The following is a 17,592-nucleotide window of genomic DNA, read 5'->3' on the forward strand; positions in this document are numbered from 1 at the left end:
TTCCTCTGGCGAATGGTGGAGACGGCTAGGCGTCTCCGGGGCAGCGAAACGCTTTTAAGAGATCCCGGACGGGGATGTCTTTATAGGTCAGGCCTGAAACCTGAATATTTGCCCGTCGCGAATCCAGCTTATAAACCAGCACCGTGTCATCACCTTCGCTGGCCACCATATCGTCGGCGCTGTCCATCCAGCGGAATAACGCCCACGGCCCGCTGAAGCTCAGGGACGAGGTGCCCGCCGTCACGCGCGGAGTCGCATTGATGCTGACCCTTGACGTCATGCGCGAGGCAGGCCAGGCGAGAGAAACAGGGGCAACCGGCCAGTGGGCATAGCTCACCTGCTTGCCGTCAAAATTCATGTTCAGCTGCGTAATGGCCGGATCCAGATAAGGCACCGCAATGTCGAAGGTGAGGGAAAGTTTGCGCCCGCCTTCAGACTGGAAGAACGCGTCGCGAATCTCAGCGGCCTGCTCAAACACCTCCAGAGTGTCTTCGTTACCCTCGACGTCACCCTTAAAGCGCCACGGATGCGAAGAGGTATCCACCTTGTCCGCCAGGTTCTTTTTAAAGTACTCATCCACCAGGCCACCCGCGGCAAAGAAGCGTTCGAAATCAGACGGTTTTACGTCACGCTGGCTCCAGGCAAACGGGTAACGTCCCTGCAATGTTGCGCGGCAAACGCGCCCCAGGTTTTCATCTATCCCTTCGCTGCTTTTGGCGATGGCTTCCTGGTTGGCCCGCGTCCATGCCCCGTCCAGCAGAGGGGCAATCACATTGGGTAAGGGATCGGGCCAGGTTTGCGACTCTGCGCCGATTTTTCTGGCCGTGCCGGATAACGCCACGGCATTACCGTTCTTCAGCGCATCATCGTAAATAACGAACAGCGTGTACTGCTCGCTTAACGCGCCAAGCAGCTTGCTCAGTTCCGCCCCCGGCCCTGCGTTACGCTCTCCTTCAGCCGGTTCACGGCTGCCGGTCACAAACTCGCGTAGTGGAGAAAAGTGGTCATCCACCCGCTCCCGCAGCAGCTTTTTTTCCATCGCGGCATAGGCCAGGCTGACCTTAGCGGCGGCATTCAGGATCCGTCCTTTATTCGGGACATTATCGAGCAGCGATTTATCCTCTTTCCCGACCAGCGTCGTTTCCCGCACCGCCCGGGTCACCAGGCTTGCCAGCGGAGAATCAGAGGCGCTCAGCGCCCGCAGCATATAAATATCTGCCGCCACTCCCGCGCTACCGTAGCCCAGCGGCAGTACGTCCGTTTTGATACGAATATTGCTGAGAAAATCCTGCCAGTGCCGCGTGTACTCATCGAGATAGAGCGCCAGAACCTGCTGCTGTATGGGATTAACCAGCACGCCGTTGCCGGCCATTTTTACCTGCGGCTTTGCCCCCTGGCTGCCCTGCTCTTCCCCATTCCCGGACACCCAGGCATCCTCACGCTCCAGCCACATCAGGCCTGGATCCATTTTTTTTTTAAACACCTCGTAGTAACCCGAACGGGTAAATAGACCGGGAATGGCGATTTCAGCGTGTTCATCAATCACGGAGAAAAGCTCACCGCTGCGTGACTTCGCCATGTCACTGAGCGTTAAATCAGCAGGCGCATCCTGAGCGGCGGCGTCTTTGAGACGCTCATACAGCCGGCTGGCCAGGTCCTGACGCTGCAGTATGGCGCGCGCATATTTCACCAGCCCGTCGTCAGCGGGCTGGCCATAGCGGCGCCATTCCGGAGAAGAAAGCAGATTTCTCAGATGGGAAACAAAGATCTGGCGCTCTTCGTAAGGCTGAAGCTTACCGCGAGCCTCCCACAGATTAGTGATGCTCTCCGTCAGAGACTGACGATCGAATTTGCCCTGTCCAAAAACCTGCAGATACAGCTTCAGCTGGTCATAGATACGTTCAGGTTTTCCGCCATCAACCGCTTCCTGTAACGCCAGCGTGGCCTGCTGTTCAATCTGCGGCAGCAGCAGACGCTGCAGGAAATACTGGTACAGCGAACCGGAGGCCTCAACCACATCCGTGCCGGTGTACAGGCCATAGCGCCAGTCGAGGGTCGGGTTAAAGACGTCGAGAGAGCCATACTCCGGCAGAGACTGCGCCAGCATTAAGGTACGCGGCAGCAAATTATCGTTTGCCGAACTGACGAATCGATTGACCTCGCCGCCCAAAACGGCAACCCGGGTCTTCACCTCGGCAAGGTATTCGCTGTTGTTCCCGTAGCTGTTGTAGAAGCCATTCAGCAGAATAAAGGCGATAACAACGCTAAGCGTGTGGCCCAGCAAACGCTGTAAACGGAACTTCGATTCATTCGCCAGGTTATGGCGCGCCAGGTCTTTGTCTTTGACGATCACGTCACTGAACAACTGCTTAAGGAAGTACTGACGCCCGTATGAAACGTCGCTTATCAGGAAGTCCCTGTCTTTTGGCTGCGCAATCAGGGTGGCCATCACCGGCGGCGTTTTATGCTCCACGTAGTTGAACCACTTGCGCATGATGCTTTGGTTATTCACCAGGCTAAAGTCGACCGGCTGATGGCTGCTACAGAAATAGATCCCACGCAGCAGGGTATAGCTCTGCGACTCGTTGTAGCGGGAGGCAAAGAAGATGTTATGCACCACATCCGCCACCAGGCCGGAGAGCAGATGGAAGTCCTGCGGCAGGGCATACATTTTTTTGCGATCGCGGTTATCGTACTCTTCCTGCTGACGAACGATCATGTCACGCTCGATCCTCTCTTCCAGCAGGGCCAGCTCGTCTCTGATTTGCCCGCTCAGCTCGGATACAGGCTCGGTGCGCGCCTCGCCGTAAGGGAAAGTCACGCCCCAGACCTGCTCACGTTCCTGCTCGGTCAGGATCCTGAAATACTCGGCAAAGCCGGGGAGCTGATCGAGTTTGGTGACGAGGACATAAACCGGGAAACGCACGCCCAGCGTCTGGCGCATATCCTCAATTCGGGCCCGCAGGCTCGCCGCCAGCTCAAAAAGTTCGGCGGTGCTTCGCCCCAGGAGATCGGCGGCGGAAAAAGTGACGACGGCGCCATTCAGCGCTCTGACCGGCCTGTGTTTTTTTAACGCTTTGAGTATGGCCCGCCACTCACTGAGGCTTTGCTCAGGGTCACTGACGTACTTGCCTGCGGTATCCACATAGATGGCATCATTGGCGAACCAGCATTTGCAGTTACGCGTCTGCACGGCGGATTTGCCCACTTGATTAAGCTGCTCCGGCACCGGGAAGTTTTGCCCGGAAGCCAGAATCGCCGAGGTTTTCCCGGCATCATCAGTGCCGAGCACCATGTACCACGGCAGCAGATCGAGCGGCTTACGCGCTAAAATCACACGCTGGAAAAAAGAGAGCGTACTGCGATTTTTGTTCACATAATCGACGGCGTTGCCAATGGCGGCAGCCGCTTCTGACGTATCATTTTCGACCGTAGACGTCTTGCCGCGGGTAAGTTTATCCAGCAGTTTCGGGTTGTCTTTCAGCGCCAGCAGCAGCAACCACAGGCCGTAAAGCAGCGCCAAAAACAGCATAACGGCAATGACCATCAGCCTGATGCTCACCGGCTCCAGCGGATGTTTTTCGCCCACCAGGAGGAACGGCCCCAGCACCCAGACCACCACGCAAAGTGCCGCAATCACCATGATGAAGACCGGCCAGCGTAGCCAGATCCCGGCGAGGCAAAATGCCGCCAGCAGGATAAAAATAATGCGTGACTCAACGCTAAGCAGCGGGCGCGACTCGCCGAACCCAAAGAACGGCCCCAGGAACCAGATAGCGGCAACCAATAGCCCGATACAGCACATAATCAGCAGCGTCTTCAAAAACCGCGCCGCGAAGACTCTATTCAAATAAGACATTGTCGCTCTCGTTAATACGTGACAAAAAACTCTACGCGGCGATTCTTCGCCCGTCCCTGAGCGGTAGCATCAGAGGCCACCGGCTGGCTGCTGCCCACCCCTTCGACTTTCACTTTGCTCTCCGGCACGCCCGCCTCAATAAAGTAGCGGGCCACTTCGGCGGCTCGTTTTTCTGAAAGCACTACGTTGTTGGGTAAGCCCGGCCGGCTGATCGGCGTGGCGTCGGTGTGGCCAACAATCACCAGGTCGCCGTTAACGCGACGGACTTCACGGGCCACGCGTTCAATCACGTTGATCATCTCAGGCTGGACTTTGGTTGAGCCGGATAAGAACAGGGAATCGCCCTTCAACACGACTTTGCTTTGCTTTTGCGTTTCATCCACGCTGAGCAGCTGCCGTTGAATTTCATTGCGGAGCAAAACGCTCAGCCTGAGCCGCATTTTCACCGGCGGCGCGCTGACCTTAACGTTCTTCATCGCATTGATATCGCTTATGATTCTCGTGCTATTCACCAGCAACGAGTACTTACACCAGATAAAGGCCGAGGCCACCAGAATGCCCGCGCAAAGCGCGGTCAGTCGGACAGGCACAATCAGCCTTTCCCGCCGGGCCGGGCCATGAGGCTGAAGCCCGTGCGGCGACAATGCAGGCGGCGTGGTGTTGCGCGTGCTTTGCACCAGGGTCAGCAGGCGCTGGCGGATCTTGGTGAGCTGGCGATCCCCGTCCTCAATGATGCTGTATCGCCCCTCGAAGCCGAGGCCAAGGATGCGCAGCAGGACCTCAAGGACGTCAGCAAACTCGGTCGGGTTCATCGACAGGCGACCGATGAGCAGGAAGAACTTGTTCCCGCCATCGTTATCCCCTTCAAAGTGGTTGAGCAGGTTGCTCTGAGACCAGCCCGCCTCGAGCCCCCACGGCGCGGTGTGTGCCGCTTCATCCAGCGCGGTGCACAGGCAATAGCGAACTATCGCCATTTTTTTCCACGGGATGTTCACTTCATCGCAGACGATGCCGAAGAGATTAATCTGGCTCTTAAGCGTATTTTTGAGGATCTCAACGTGCGTTAAATCGCCAATCTGCTCCGGCATATCGCTCAGCGCACGCAGCAGCGGCTGAGCGGCTTCAAGCAGCGGATTCTCAGCGGCGCTGACCTTGATCATGCGCTGCTGAACGCTTTCGCTTCTTAACGCCCGGTCATCGCCTGTCCTGGTCTCGCTATTTTCCCCGGCGCGGCCCTGAGCCGTCGGCGTGGCTTCCGGCTCCTGGATCCAGTCCCCCTGCTCATCAAGAAGAAAACGGCCCAGCGCCTGAGGAGAGGTATCGTCATCCTGCATTTCCCCCGGCGTTGGCGTAGCGTGCTGATTAATCTCGTCTTTCATCAGGTCCGGATTCCCCAAAGTTCCATTTTCAGGCCAGGGAACTCACCGGCAACGTGCAGCGCCAGCGCGCCGGTTGCCGAGATTTTTTCCCAGAAAGGTCCGTTTTTAAGCAACTCGAAATACACGTACCCGGTGCTGTAGGGAATCTGCCGCGGCGGTACCGGCAGCCCCTGCAGGACCAACCCCGGCAGGTGGGAACGCACCAGCTCGTGCAGCTGCTGTGGCGCGCTGATTTTGGCCTGGGCCTGGAACTGCTGATGCAGCACATCCATCGGCAGCTGCGCGTGAACGGCCAGCACCAGGTTAGAGAAGGAGCGCAGCTCGTTCGGCAGCACGGAAGCCGCCCACACGCCGTTGCCTTTCGCCTGCAGGTCAATGAGCTGGCCCGCACGAACCAGAATCTGGTTCAGCAAATCGTGTACATCATCGACCAGAGGACGGATCGAAGGATAAAGCCGCGCATGATCGTATCCCGGCGCAGGTTTTGGCCGCCGCGTTTTGGTTCGAACAAAGGTCGAAAGCTCCCCTGCCAGCTTGGCCAGCTCTTCATAAAGCACAATGGGCGGTAGCTCGGGTATGTGGCGTAAATGGTCGAGAATCGGCTCGTACTTGTTGAAGATCTGCAGCAGCAGGTAATCAACAATTTCCGCGCTGGCGCTGGCTTTGCCGTCAGAGGAGGAGAGGCGATTAGCCAGCATGCCGGCACGCATTTTTACCAGACCATTAAGGTGCGTAAGCCACTCCCCCAGCAAAGGATTCGCCGCATAGCCGGTCACCGGCGGGATGTAGTCATCCGTATGAAGCAGCACGCTCCCGTCTGGCTGAATCGCTTTGACCCGCGTCAGCGGAAGACCAATCCAGGATTCGGTCATTTCAGTTTCAGAGACCAGCTTGAGCCTCAGTTGGGCAATCTGTACGGGTTTTGGCCCCTGGCGAATGGCGTTGGTATCGCAGAGCTCGGCTTCCTGAGCGCGGAAACGCGCCAGCGAGCTGGCGTCATGCTGGCTGAAGATCGTTTCATCGCTGTTATCCAGACGCAGCGGCACCGCCAGATAGATCATTTTGCCCAGATGTTCAGGCAGGATCGTCAGCGGCTCAGGTAAATCGGCATGATCGGGGACATCGAACGGCGTGCCGTCGGGCAGGACGCCGCGAGCGGCGCGCAGCACCAGTTTGCCGTATGACAAAGCCTCACGATCGATTTCGTACTGCGAGAACCCCCAAAAGAAAGGGCTGAGCGTCGACGCTCTTTTGTGGGCAAAATATTCGAAATAGCGTTCTTGCTGTTGAAAAAGCTGCGGGCGCAAAAACAGCCCTTCACTCCAGACGACTTTATTTGTTCTCATGGTTTAATCCATTTTTTTAATTGTAATTGCTGTTTTTTGGAAATGTGCCTGCAGGGTCAGCGAGTCGTCGCTGAACATGTTCCGCCACCACGATGTTTCCTTTTCCGGTCGCGTCCATGTCGCCAGCCAGATAGCATTATTCAGGTCACGATAAGCACCAATAAACCCCAGGGTTCTGCCGTCACCATCAGGCTTAATTGTGACGCTACGCGACTCACCCGGCTGAAGGATGGCCTCGTACTCTTTTGATATAGCGGTTTGCAGGGTTTTATTATTTCCTTCTACAATTTCAAAAAAATCGGCATTGGTGAAAACATCCCGCTCTTTGACGTTATAAATAAATATGTTGAGCGGTGCCGGATGGCCGCCATCGTTAGGATTAATATCTTTGTCTGCAACCAGATTAATTTTTATTTCACTGCCAGCAGGCTGCTTATCGTTACTGCTGCTGCAGGAAAATAACAAAGTCCCCAGCCCAATAATCAGCAGACACTTCACAAGCGCTACCCGGCAATTCTTTATTTCTGTTTTGCAAAACATATCCCTATCCACGCACTTTATTTCCTGAACGATGTGTGTCGAATTAACGCGCGACCCGCGCAGGGAGCAACATATCCCGCTCCCCCGCCTGGAGAAAGTTTTGCCGCCGAAGCGGCAAAACCCTTGATAACCCGGCAGTATTAGCTGCGCAGGTTAGCTTTAACGTCGTAGCTGGTAGAAATTACGCCGGATTTAGCGCCTTCTGCATTCTGCATCACGTAGTCCTGAGTGAGTTTGGTGAAGGCGAAGGTCACCTTCTCACGTGGACGCGTTTCGTCTTCACTGGAGCCCGCAGTTTCAACGTGAGTAATAATCACATCGGTGAATTTCAGCGTCAGGTATTCCAGCGGATCGCCACCGGCTTTACGAATAACAAACTGAATGTCTTTGATGTGCTTACCGGACAGACAGTAGCTCAGCAGGTTGGTGCTGGCCTTGTCGACATAGTGCTCGAAGCAGAAATCGTCCACCGTAGCTTTACCGGAACCGCCGCCGGAGCCGCTGTGCATATTTGAGTGCTGTGAGCTGGCCCAACGCCATGCGAGCACTTCAATTTCATTTTTATGGGTAGCATCCAGAGACTCGCCTTCGATGCCATCAATTTTAATAAACATATCCTGAGCCATAATATTTCCTTTTCAGCTCTCATTTAAGAGTGTCACACAGTGTGCAACGTTAAAATTAAGTCGTAGAAGCAATTTCATTATGATGAAAATTCTCTACAACATTTTCGGCGCGCAAGAATCCCCGGCGCGGCCGCACCTTTAAAGAATAATGAAGTGATTATTCTTTATTTAAATTGCCTGAATCAGACAACCATTTTTAAATTGCCTTATCAGGCAACGTCTTTCAGCGAAGGTAATTTGGCTACCATACGCAGTGACACCGTCAAACCTTCCAGCTGGAAGTGTGGACGGAGGAAGAACTTCGCCTGGTAATAACCCGGGTTGCCTTCAACATCCTCAACCACCACTTCGGCCGCGGCCAGAGGGCGGCGAGCTTTCGTTTCCTGAGAAGAGTTTGCCGGGTCACCGTCCACATAGTTCATGACCCAGTTGTTCAACCAGCGCTGCATATCTTCACGCTCTTTGAAGGAGCCGATCTTGTCGCGCACGATACACTTCAGGTAATGCGCAAAACGCGAGCAGGCGAACAGGTAAGGCAGACGTGCGGATAAGTTGGCGTTCGCCGTTGCGTCCGGATCGTAATATTCGGAAGGTTTCTGCAGCGACTGGGCGCCAATAAAGGCCGCATAGTCAGTGTTTTTGCGATGCACCAGCGGAATAAAGCCGTTTTTGGCCAGCTCGGCCTCACGACGGTCAGAAATAGCAATTTCGGTTGGGCACTTCATGTCCACGCCGCCATCATCGGTCGGGAAGGTGTGGCACGGAAGATCCTCCACCACGCCGCCGCTTTCTACGCCGCGGATCATGGTGCACCAGCCGTAATGTTTGAATGAACGGTTGATGTTCACCGCCATCGCATAAGCGGCGTTAGACCACACATATTTGCCGTGATCGGCCCCGTCGGTGGTTTCTTCGAAGTTAAAATCATCCACCGGATTGGTATTGATACCGTAAGGCAAACGCGCCAGGAAGCGCGGCATCGCCAGGCCAATGTAACGAGAATCTTCCGACTGGCGCAGCGAGTTCCAGGCCGCATATTCCAGGTTTTGGGTGAAGATTTTCGTCAGATCGCGCGGGTTAGCCAGTTCCTGCCAGGAATCCATCTGCATCACGGACGGCGCCGCGCCGGTAATGAATGGCATATGGGCAGAAGCCGCCACTTTGCCGATGGACGAGAGCAGATCTACGTCCGGCGCGCTGTGGTCGAAATGGTAATCCGCCACCAGGCAGCCGTAGGGCTCGCCGCCAAGCTGGCCATACTCTTCTTCGTAAATTTGCTTGAACAGCGGGCTCTGATCCCAGGCAATCCCTTTGTAACGCTTCATGTTGCGGCGCAGATCGTTTTTAGAGATGTCCATAAAGCGCAGCTTCAGCTTTTCATCCGTCTCCGTGTTGTAGACGAGATAATGCAAACCGCGCCATGCGCTTTCGAGGCGCTGAAACTCTTCGTGATGCAGGATCAGGTTGATCTGCTCGGAGAGTTTCATGTCGATCTCGGCGATGATCGCGGCAATGTTTTTATAGGCGTCATCGGCCATGGTGATCGAGGTGCTTAGCGCCTGCTCTGCCAGGGTTTTTACGGCAATTTCGACCGCGGTTTTCGCCTGATCGGACTTCGGCTTAAATTCACGGGTCAGCAAAGCGTTAAAGTCGCTTTGGGTGGCGGCCTGCGGGGCTGCCTGTTTATTTGTTTCTGCTTGAGTAGCCATTATTATCTCTCTTCATCACTTTTGGGACGCGGCTTCATCAGCCTGTTTTGGCTTTGGCGACGAAGCCAGCGTGTTCAGCAGCGACTTATCGTTCAACACTTTCATCACCAGGCTTTCCGCCCCGGCTTTACCGTCCATATAGGTTTGCAGGTTGGCAAGCTGGGTTCGGGCTTCAAGCAGCTGGGATAACGAATCGACTTTGCGGGCAATGGCGTCGGGGGCAAAATCGTCCATGCTGTCAAAGGTCATATCAACCATCAGCTGCCCTTCGCCCGTCAGGGTATTCGGGACTGCAAACGCCACGCGCGGGCGCATAGCCTTCATACGCTCGTCAAAGTTATCGATGTCGATGCTGAGGAACTTTCTGTCGGCGACCGGGGGAAGCGGCTCAAGTGGCTTGCCGGACAAGTCCGCCAGAACGCCCATAACAAACGGCAGTTCAATCTTCTTTTCACTGCCATAAATTTCCACGTCGTACTCAATCTGTACGCGCGGAGCACGGTTTCGTGCGATGAATTTTTGCGAGTTGCTTTTGCTCATAGTAGTCAATACTCTTTAATAACCGTTTATGGATAAACCGTCGCTTGTCGGATGGTTAACGTTCAAATAATCAGCAAGCCTCCCTGTTATTTATAAACAAGCTCGACCCCCGCCACGGCGTGAACCTGGCCCGCGGTGACGGTCGAGTTCCCTTTTGCGTAATAGCTCGCTGTAAATCTGTGGCTCAATGGTTCGGCCGTGGCGGAAATAACGTAATCCTGCCCTGAATCAGCACTATCAATAATGACCTGCGAACTATTTTCTTTACGCAATCTAATTTGAACGCCGCGGCTTAAGTCCGTTCCGCTGCTATTCACTAAGTTTCCCGTTTCGGTATCAGCTGCAGAAATGGTGCTATTAAAAAATACCGTTATCGTTCTGCTGGCCGGGCAATCCTTGAGCGTAATATCGAACGGAACGCTGCCGGCCTCATTGCCATCGCGGCTAAGCGAGGCCACGGCGACACGCGGTAGCGTCACAATTTCATTGCTGCTGGCGTTATTGATCGCCACATTGCAGGTTTCATCGGTGTAATTACCGGTAAAGAAAACATCTATCGAACAATTCGTTGAGCAGGCGTTCGCCGCTGCGAAAAACTGAGCGCCCACCAGGGCCGCATAGCACAGGCCACGGAAAGTGCCTCGCCCGGCGGCAAGCGTATTCATTAATGACATAAGACCTCTACCTGAGTAATAGAGCCACGCGCGCCCTTCATTTTATTTGCAATATTGCTATCGGAATAAATAGTGCAAAGTCGCTGACCGGAAGCACTTTTTAAATACAGATTATTTTTCTCAGCCTGCCAGCCACGAATAAAGGCCATGCCTCCCTGGCCAATAATGCCGAGGCTGGCGTCACGCTCATCGTAAACGTCCATCCCGATTGGCAGCGGCTCACCCTTGCTATCTTTCACAATCAATACGACCGGCTCACCGACGAGCGTTTTCACATTCACTTTTACCGCCGCACCCATGCGCGGGATGACCGTGCTCTCGCTTTCCAGGACGTCTACCGTGTCCGGCAGGCCGCGGGTATTCACCGCCACAATATTTTCCCGGTAAGGCGTCAGCGAAGGCACAATGGCAAACCCATTGCCATCAATTTGCGACCCATAGCCATTCAGCATTCTCGCGCCTTTGGCGCCGTCCGCCTCAACGAGGGCAAACGGATAGTCGCCCAGGCGAGGCCCGGCAGTGATCCCGCCCTGGTGCGCCACCAGGCTGCCGTTGGCCGAGAACGAGAGCTGGTTCGATTTATTCCCAACGGAGGCCGTGGATCCGAACTGGCCAAACGGCGAGTTGTAGTTCACGTTGCCGTTGAACGCGCTGCGCGTCCCCGCGTTTCTCGCTTTGTTAACGGAAGTCCCAACGCCGTAGCTCAGTTCGTTTTGCTCGCCCTGGCTGCCAATGGCGTTCATCTGTACCGCACTGCCGCCCTGGTTATCGTGGCTGACCGAGGAATAAAGCGAGTTAAACAGCGGTTTGCTGGTCATGCTCGCTCGGCCCAGCGGCACGCTGACGGTCAGCATCACGCTATCGATATTCTCCCCGTCGCTGTTATAGGCCCGGGACGCGGACACCGCCCAGGAGAAATAGCGTTCGGATTTGTTGTACGACAGCATGTACTGGCTGGTGGAAGACCTGTCGTCCCAGTAGCTATAGAAGTTGCCGGACAAATTCAGCCTGGCGCCATTCCACAGCGGCTGCCCGACGCTCACGGTAAAGCGCTCTTTGGTCCGGTAATCAACGATAAAATTATCGCTTTTGGCTCCATAGCGATCTAACGCCGCGTCCCTCAGGCTATAGAACCCTTTCGAAGAGTAGCGGTATGCCGCAAGCGTAACGTCGGTAGACGTCGTATCCAGATATTTACTGAAGCCAACGTTATAGCTATTCCCGGTGGAGACTCTGCCATTACCAAGCTCACTGCGTGCCCGGGTAATATCCATCGAAACCCCGCCCAGCGGCGTGTTGAAGGCATGACCCATCCCCAGCGCGCTGTAGTTATCGGCCAGCTGCCCGCCGCCGTATAGCGTGTACATGTTGCCGATGCCGTACTGGTAAAATCCCTGCGCCAGCCCCGGCTCTTCTTTCAGCGAGTCATCTTTCAATTTGCCCACGGTGACGCCGAAGCGTGATACGCCATCGTGAAGCAGCATCGGCGGTGAGGAAAACGGTACGATCTGGGTTCTCTGGCGCCCGTCAGCCTCGGTCACGGTAACCTGCAGATCGCCGCCATAGCCCATAGCCCCGATATCGCTCAGTTCAAACGCGCCAGGTGGCACGGTCGTTTCATACAGGACCTGCCCTCGCTGCCTGACCTGAACTTTGGCGTTGGTCTCCGCAAAGCCACGCACCAGCGGAGTGTAATAGCGAAGCCCATCCGGCAGCATACGATCGTCGGACTGGAGCTGGACGCCTCTCACCGTCATGCTGTCAAACAGATCGCCGCTGGTTGTGCTGTCGCCCAGCGTGAGCTGGCTTTTTAACACCGGGATATCGCGCTGAAGATACGTAAACAGGGACTGGCTGTGGGACGATTGATCGTTGCTCCAGCTGGTATTGAACCGTTTACGCAGCCGCCAGTCGAAAAAGTTAAGTCCCGTCAGCATGCCAAGATTACCGCTTACGGAATGCCCGTCTTTGCTGTCAAAACGGTTGTTAGTCTGCTGCACATAGACGTTGGCGTTGTAATCCAACAATCCAATGGGTACGCCAGAATCCCACGTATTGGGGTCGGTATAGCCCCTTGGGTACTGAACCGTGGAGGCCTGGGGAACCGTCAAATCGAGATAGAAGTCGCCGGGCTGATAGCTGGCGCTGGCTCCGTCAACCCAGCGGTCAAGCGTGGCACACTGTTTGTCTGCGCCGTCTCCCGCGGTATACGCCGCGCCGTCGAGCGGGTTATGTGACACTTTAATGCCCATTCGACCCAGCTGCTCCTGGCTAAAACAGGGCACCGCCCCAACGCTGCCGTTTACGTCCTTGAACAGAACCTTGTACTGGCCCCGCCCTTCTCCATTGACCGCAACCTGTACGCTGTATTCTCCGGCTGGTGCAGGGTTTCCTTCAAAATACCGAGAGACATCAACGCTCTGCCCATGGATAAAGGCGCTGTTAAATTTCACGCTTTCCGGGCGAGAACTCTGTTCATTTCTGGTCGGCAGGCTGGCGGTATTTCCCTGAGCCAGTACGGAAAAGCTAGCCCCTAAAGAAGCCATAAGGATATGGCGAACAGCAAACGCGACTTTCGATTCGCGCGTGACTCGTCGTGCATATTTCTTGCTTTCTTTTAGTCTCACGTCCCTGACTCCCTGACCACAAAGCGTGGCTATCCGGCCTTAAATAAAAAGCATTTCTGGCTCAGTTGAAAAACCGATGAAATTTATTGCGACTTTCTTTCTATTGTTAAGGTATTTCCCGAGGTGGGAATTAAACGATATTCAATTACGCTGCCATAATCATTAATGACACGAACGATTGCACCGCTAATAGCACCCGATACAGAACCTTTATTTTCTGGTAAAAACACTTTGCTGCTAAAGGGCGCGATCATATCCACTGCCAATGGCTGCTTTACCGTCCCGGACATCAGCGATGCGCTATCAAAAGAGAAATGGTAAGGCGTAGGATTGTTCACTTTTATGCCTTTTCCTGCCCCCAGGTTTTCCCAGGTCAATTTACCAATCTCCTGAGAGCTGCTGCTCTTCAAAACCGACGGACGGTAAAATATTTTAATTCGGGTGCGGAAGGCCAGCTCCAGATGGTCCGTTTCTTTGGCCCCCTCTTTCATCGGCGGAATCTCTAACATATTGAACCAAAATACAGATTCGCGATCCTGAGGCAGATTCATGCCATTGTATATCAGACGGATACTTTGCCCTTTGCCCGGATCAACACGATACACGGGCGGCGTAGTGGTAAAAGGAACTTTTATCTTATTAATGTCGTCATTTTTACCACCATCATCGACCCAAACCTGTACCAGCAAAGGTGACGGGCCTTTATTTGTCGTACGCACCGTCTGCTCTCTTTCACCGCCGGGAAATATAATCCGGGTACCGGATATCGTCATCCCGGAAAACGCCGACTGGGAGACGGCCAGCAGCAGGATAAATAAAGCTGTCAGTTTTGAGAATATTGCATATTGATATTTCATAGCACGGCCCTGCGCGTATAACATCTACCTGATAATGAAAGCAGGTTTTAAGAATGGGGCGATTGCTCGCCCCGCACTTCATTTAGAAGCAAACCTGTTATGGGTATGCCAGGGTGTAGCTAGCTTTCGCCTGAACCAAACCTGCGGTAGTGGCATCGGTCGCATAGTAACCACCGTAGTAACGCATGGTCGCTTTACCGCCAGTTACAGGAGCCGGAGCACCGGTTTCGCCCAGCTTCAGCTGCTGCTCGTCGGAGTTGTAGAGACGAACTTCAACTTTGGTTGCGGCACCGGTGGTCGCGCTGTTGGTCAGGTTACCGGTCTGGCTGTTTACGCCGCTGCTGCCGACGGCTTCGAAGTGCGCCGCCACCTGAGTGATGCCGGTAGGGCAGTTTTCAACGTTCAGATCAAAACCTTTAGAACCCGCGGTTGTGCCGGAGGCATTCAGGGTCTGGATAGACACCTTTGGCAGCTGAACCTGGCGATCGACAGAATCGCTGGCGATGGTGCAAGTTTCGGCAATCAGTTCACCGTTGAAGGTGACGGTGCCCTGCGTTTCATCCGCCGCCAGAGCAGAAGTTGATACCGCAGCCAAAGCCATGGCGCACAGCGTCATTTTAAAATTGCGCATGATATAATTCCCTATATTTCAGTAATTAAAAACTTTATAAACAGTAGATACATAATTCCTGGTGCAACTTTCTTAAATTACGTCGTCGGCAATTCCTCCGTTTGATGGATAAGTTCAATGCCTTTCTCATGTGAATAAGCCACACGCATGGCCACATTTTTATTTTGTGTAGCAGCTGCGCCAGTCGAATTTAAGATAGCTACGCCAACTTTCGGCAAAATGTTTTTCTCAATAAAGCGGATTAGCATCCTTGCCCCGGTTTCCGCCACCGGGCACTGCTCCACAACGTGCTGCACCAGTTCTTCGCTGAAGCTTAATTCAAGGTCATAATTCGCCTTAGCACGTTCGGCAATACGATTAAGATGAATATTAACAATGCGCTGGAGTGAAGATGTTGCCAGCGGTAAATAAGGTATTACGGTAACTCGACCTAAAAATGCTGCCGGGAAGACTTTCAGCAAAGCAGGCTGAATAACCTTCAGCAAACTTTCTTCGCCCGGCATGGTTTCAGGATCCGCACAAGCGCTGCTAATAATGTCGCTCCCCGTATTACTTGTTAGCAATATAATGGTATTACGGAAGTCGATTTGCCGCCCTTCACCGTCTTCCATCGATCCTTTATCAAAGACCTGGAAAAACAATTCGTGCACGTCTGAGTGCGCCTTTTCCACTTCATCCAGCAGAATGACGCTGTAGGGTTTACGCCTGACGGCCTCGGTTAATACGCCCCCCTCGCCGTAGCCCACGTAGCCCGGAGGTGAGCCCTTCAGGGAAGAGACGGTGTGGGCTTCCTGGTATTCGCTCATGTTAATGGTGATAAGGTTTTGCTCACCGCCATACAGCTGGCTGGCAATGGCCAAAGCCGTTTCGGTTTTCCCCACCCCGGAAGGCCCCACCAGCATAAAGACGCCAAACGGTTTTTTCGGATCCGCCAGTCCTGCGCGAGCGGTCTGAATGCTCTGGCTCAGGCAGTCCAGCGCGTACTGCTGCCCGATAACGCGCTCGGCCAAACGCTGCGGCAGCTCCATCACCGCGCTGACGTCATCTTTAAGCACCTGCCCGACCGGGATCCCCGTCCAGTTCGCCACAATCGAAGCCACCACGTCGGCATTCACTTCGGCCTGCACCAGCGGCTGCTCGCCGCGAATTTCGCTCAGCGTGGTTTCAAGCTCTCCTAAACGCTGCTGCAGATAGGCCACCTTTTCCGTTTCTGATACTTCAGTATCTTCAACCGTGGCCGCAAGAAGCTGCTGACGCGTGTCGATAATGCTGGAGACTAGCTCGCATTCCTGGCTCCAGCGGCTGTCCAGAACCTTAGCGTTTTCGGCATGTTCAGAAATCGCGTTCTGGATAGGCTCTCTGCGCTTATCGTCCTCTTTGCCAAAGCCGATGGCTTTTTCCAGCAGCGACAGCTCGGCCTGGGCCGACTCGCTGTGGAACTTCAGCATCTGCAGCTCTGCCGGCGGCGCGTGCTGGGCCACGGCAACCCTGGCACAGGCGGTATCCAGCAGGCTGATCGCTTTATCTGGCAGCTGGCGGGCCGGAATATACCGGTGTGAAAGCCTGACGGCGGCGCGAATAGCTTCATCCATGATCCACACGCCGTGATGCTTCTCCAGCACCGGCAGCAGGCCTCGCACCATCGCAATCGCCAGCGCTTCTGACGGCTCTTCAACCTGCAGAACCTGGAAGCGGCGCGTCAGCGCAGGATCTTTCTCAATATGACGCTTAAATTCGCTCCAGGTCGTCGCGCCAATAGTGCGCAGCTGACCGCGGGCCAGCATCGGCTTCATCAGGTTCGCGGCGTCGCCGGTTCCGGCGTTACCGCCAGCCCCCACCAGCGTATGAACTTCGTCAATAAACAGGATGACGGGCTCAGCCGAATTGACCGCTTCTTCCAGTACCGCTTTCAGGCGAGCTTCAAACTCACCTTTCATGCTGGCGCCTGCGGAAAGGGCAACCACATCCAGCGTAAGCAGGCGAACCTTTTGCAGGGAAGGCGGCACATCCCCGGCCGCAATCGCCAGCGCAAGCCCCTCAACAACCGCCGTTTTACCTACCCCGGCCTCACCGGTGAGCAGCGGGTTATTCTGGCGACGGCGCAGCAGGATATCGACCATGGTGTTGATCTCTTTATCGCGCCCCAGCACAGGATCAATTTTTCCTTCCCGCGCCAGCGCCGTCAGATCGGTAGAATACTGTGCCAGCCCACCGCCCTGAGCGCTGCCCATTGCGTGGCTGGCTTCGCCAGGCACCCCGGCCTCGTCGGACACCGCTGCGCCACCGGCTAAATCATTTTGTTCCGCCGACTCACGGGTGATGTACCCGAGATCCTTACTTAAATGTTCGAGAGGGATTTTTTCAAACGCCGGAGAGATGGCGAACAGCGCACGGCGCAGCTCCATCGTCGTCAGCAGGGCAATCAGCAAATGGCCGCTGCGGATGCAAGTGTTATGGCATTCCAGGCTGGCAAATACCCACGAGCGCTCAATGGCCAGCTCAATGTGATAGGAGAAATCAGAGATAGCGCTGGCCCCGGCAGGCAGGCGAGTCAGTGCCTGAGAAAAATCACGCTCCAGCATTTCCGCATCAAGCTCGAAGTGCCGAATGATGTGCCGAATATCGCTATCCTGCTGCTGATATATCTGATTTAACCAGTGCACCAGTTCAACATAAGGGTTACCGCGTAATTTACACAGCGTTGTGGCGCTCTCTACGCCTTTAAACAAGATGGTATTTAGCTTACCGAATAGGTTTTTTCTGGTTATCGCCACGATAAAACTCGCCCTGTTTTAATTCGATTA

The 17,592-nt window shown here is 54.6% G+C and carries 12 protein-coding genes; all 12 read right to left on the bottom strand.

What is annotated here, in order from left to right:
• Nucleotides 1-25: 25 nt before the first annotated feature.
• The gene (tssM, locus tag F3J29_RS12825) at nucleotides 26-3,859 is read right to left on the bottom strand and encodes a type VI secretion system membrane subunit TssM (protein ID WP_166866552.1); all 3,834 of its coding nucleotides are present in this window, start codon (nucleotides 3,857-3,859) and stop codon (nucleotides 26-28) included.
• A gap of 11 nt (nucleotides 3,860-3,870) precedes the next feature.
• On the bottom strand, nucleotides 3,871-5,238 hold the full coding sequence (tssL, locus tag F3J29_RS12830) for a type VI secretion system protein TssL, long form (protein ID WP_166866554.1): 1,368 nt from the start codon (nucleotides 5,236-5,238) through the stop codon (nucleotides 3,871-3,873).
• The gene (gene tssK / locus F3J29_RS12835; RefSeq protein ID WP_166866556.1) at nucleotides 5,238-6,584 is read right to left on the bottom strand and encodes a type VI secretion system baseplate subunit TssK; all 1,347 of its coding nucleotides are present in this window, start codon (nucleotides 6,582-6,584) and stop codon (nucleotides 5,238-5,240) included. The genes tssL and tssK overlap by 1 nt, the downstream gene beginning before the upstream one ends.
• Nucleotides 6,585-6,587: 3 nt before the next feature.
• Nucleotides 6,588-7,124, bottom strand: a complete 537-nt coding sequence (tssJ, locus tag F3J29_RS12840) for a type VI secretion system lipoprotein TssJ (RefSeq protein WP_008454371.1) — start codon at nucleotides 7,122-7,124, stop codon at nucleotides 6,588-6,590.
• Nucleotides 7,125-7,264: 140 nt separating this feature from the next.
• Complete coding sequence (locus F3J29_RS12845; protein ID WP_008454370.1) at nucleotides 7,265-7,750, bottom strand: Hcp family type VI secretion system effector; 486 nt, start codon at nucleotides 7,748-7,750, stop codon at nucleotides 7,265-7,267.
• A gap of 209 nt (nucleotides 7,751-7,959) precedes the next feature.
• Nucleotides 7,960-9,459, bottom strand: a complete 1,500-nt coding sequence (tssC, locus tag F3J29_RS12850) for a type VI secretion system contractile sheath large subunit (RefSeq protein WP_008454369.1) — start codon at nucleotides 9,457-9,459, stop codon at nucleotides 7,960-7,962.
• Between the two features lie 15 nt (nucleotides 9,460-9,474).
• The gene (tssB, locus tag F3J29_RS12855) at nucleotides 9,475-9,999 is read right to left on the bottom strand and encodes a type VI secretion system contractile sheath small subunit (protein WP_008454368.1); all 525 of its coding nucleotides are present in this window, start codon (nucleotides 9,997-9,999) and stop codon (nucleotides 9,475-9,477) included.
• An 86-nt stretch (nucleotides 10,000-10,085) separates the two neighbouring features.
• Nucleotides 10,086-10,673: a fimbrial protein gene (locus F3J29_RS12860; RefSeq protein WP_166866558.1), complete on the bottom strand. Its 588-nt coding sequence runs from the start codon at nucleotides 10,671-10,673 to the stop codon at nucleotides 10,086-10,088.
• Nucleotides 10,664-13,300 (bottom strand): fimbria/pilus outer membrane usher protein, encoded by a 2,637-nt coding sequence (locus F3J29_RS12865; RefSeq protein WP_166866560.1) that lies wholly within the window; start codon nucleotides 13,298-13,300, stop codon nucleotides 10,664-10,666. Before F3J29_RS12865 ends, F3J29_RS12860 begins: the two co-directional genes overlap by 10 nt.
• 83 nt (nucleotides 13,301-13,383) lie before the next feature.
• Nucleotides 13,384-14,139 (bottom strand): fimbria/pilus periplasmic chaperone, encoded by a 756-nt coding sequence (locus F3J29_RS12870; protein WP_502706564.1) that lies wholly within the window; start codon nucleotides 14,137-14,139, stop codon nucleotides 13,384-13,386.
• Between the two features lie 115 nt (nucleotides 14,140-14,254).
• Complete coding sequence (locus F3J29_RS12875) at nucleotides 14,255-14,788, bottom strand: fimbrial protein (RefSeq protein ID WP_166866564.1); 534 nt, start codon at nucleotides 14,786-14,788, stop codon at nucleotides 14,255-14,257.
• A gap of 77 nt (nucleotides 14,789-14,865) precedes the next feature.
• Entirely contained in the window at nucleotides 14,866-17,562 is a 2,697-nt protein-coding gene (tssH, locus tag F3J29_RS12880) for a type VI secretion system ATPase TssH (protein ID WP_166866566.1), read from the bottom strand.
• Nucleotides 17,563-17,592 lie beyond the last annotated feature (30 nt).

Origin of the sequence: Enterobacter sp. Cy-643 (assembly GCF_011752815.1) — a bacterium.
Classification (GTDB): Bacteria; Pseudomonadota; Gammaproteobacteria; order Enterobacterales; family Enterobacteriaceae; genus Cedecea.

Excerpts from the sequence above, each read along its gene's own strand:
- tssM (WP_166866552.1), bottom strand. The coding sequence starts at position 3,859 with ATGTCTTATTTGAATAGAGTCTTCGCGGCGCGGTTTTTGAAGACGCTG.
- tssL (WP_166866554.1), bottom strand. The coding sequence starts at position 5,238 with ATGAAAGACGAGATTAATCAGCACGCTACGCCAACGCCGGGGGAAATG.
- tssK (WP_166866556.1), bottom strand. The coding sequence starts at position 6,584 with ATGAGAACAAATAAAGTCGTCTGGAGTGAAGGGCTGTTTTTGCGCCCG.
- tssJ (WP_008454371.1), bottom strand. The coding sequence starts at position 7,124 with ATGTTTTGCAAAACAGAAATAAAGAATTGCCGGGTAGCGCTTGTGAAG.
- F3J29_RS12845 (WP_008454370.1), bottom strand. The coding sequence starts at position 7,750 with ATGGCTCAGGATATGTTTATTAAAATTGATGGCATCGAAGGCGAGTCT.
- tssC (WP_008454369.1), bottom strand. The coding sequence starts at position 9,459 with ATGGCTACTCAAGCAGAAACAAATAAACAGGCAGCCCCGCAGGCCGCC.
- tssB (WP_008454368.1), bottom strand. The coding sequence starts at position 9,999 with ATGAGCAAAAGCAACTCGCAAAAATTCATCGCACGAAACCGTGCTCCG.
- F3J29_RS12860 (WP_166866558.1), bottom strand. The coding sequence starts at position 10,673 with ATGTCATTAATGAATACGCTTGCCGCCGGGCGAGGCACTTTCCGTGGC.
- F3J29_RS12875 (WP_166866564.1), bottom strand. The coding sequence starts at position 14,788 with ATGCGCAATTTTAAAATGACGCTGTGCGCCATGGCTTTGGCTGCGGTA.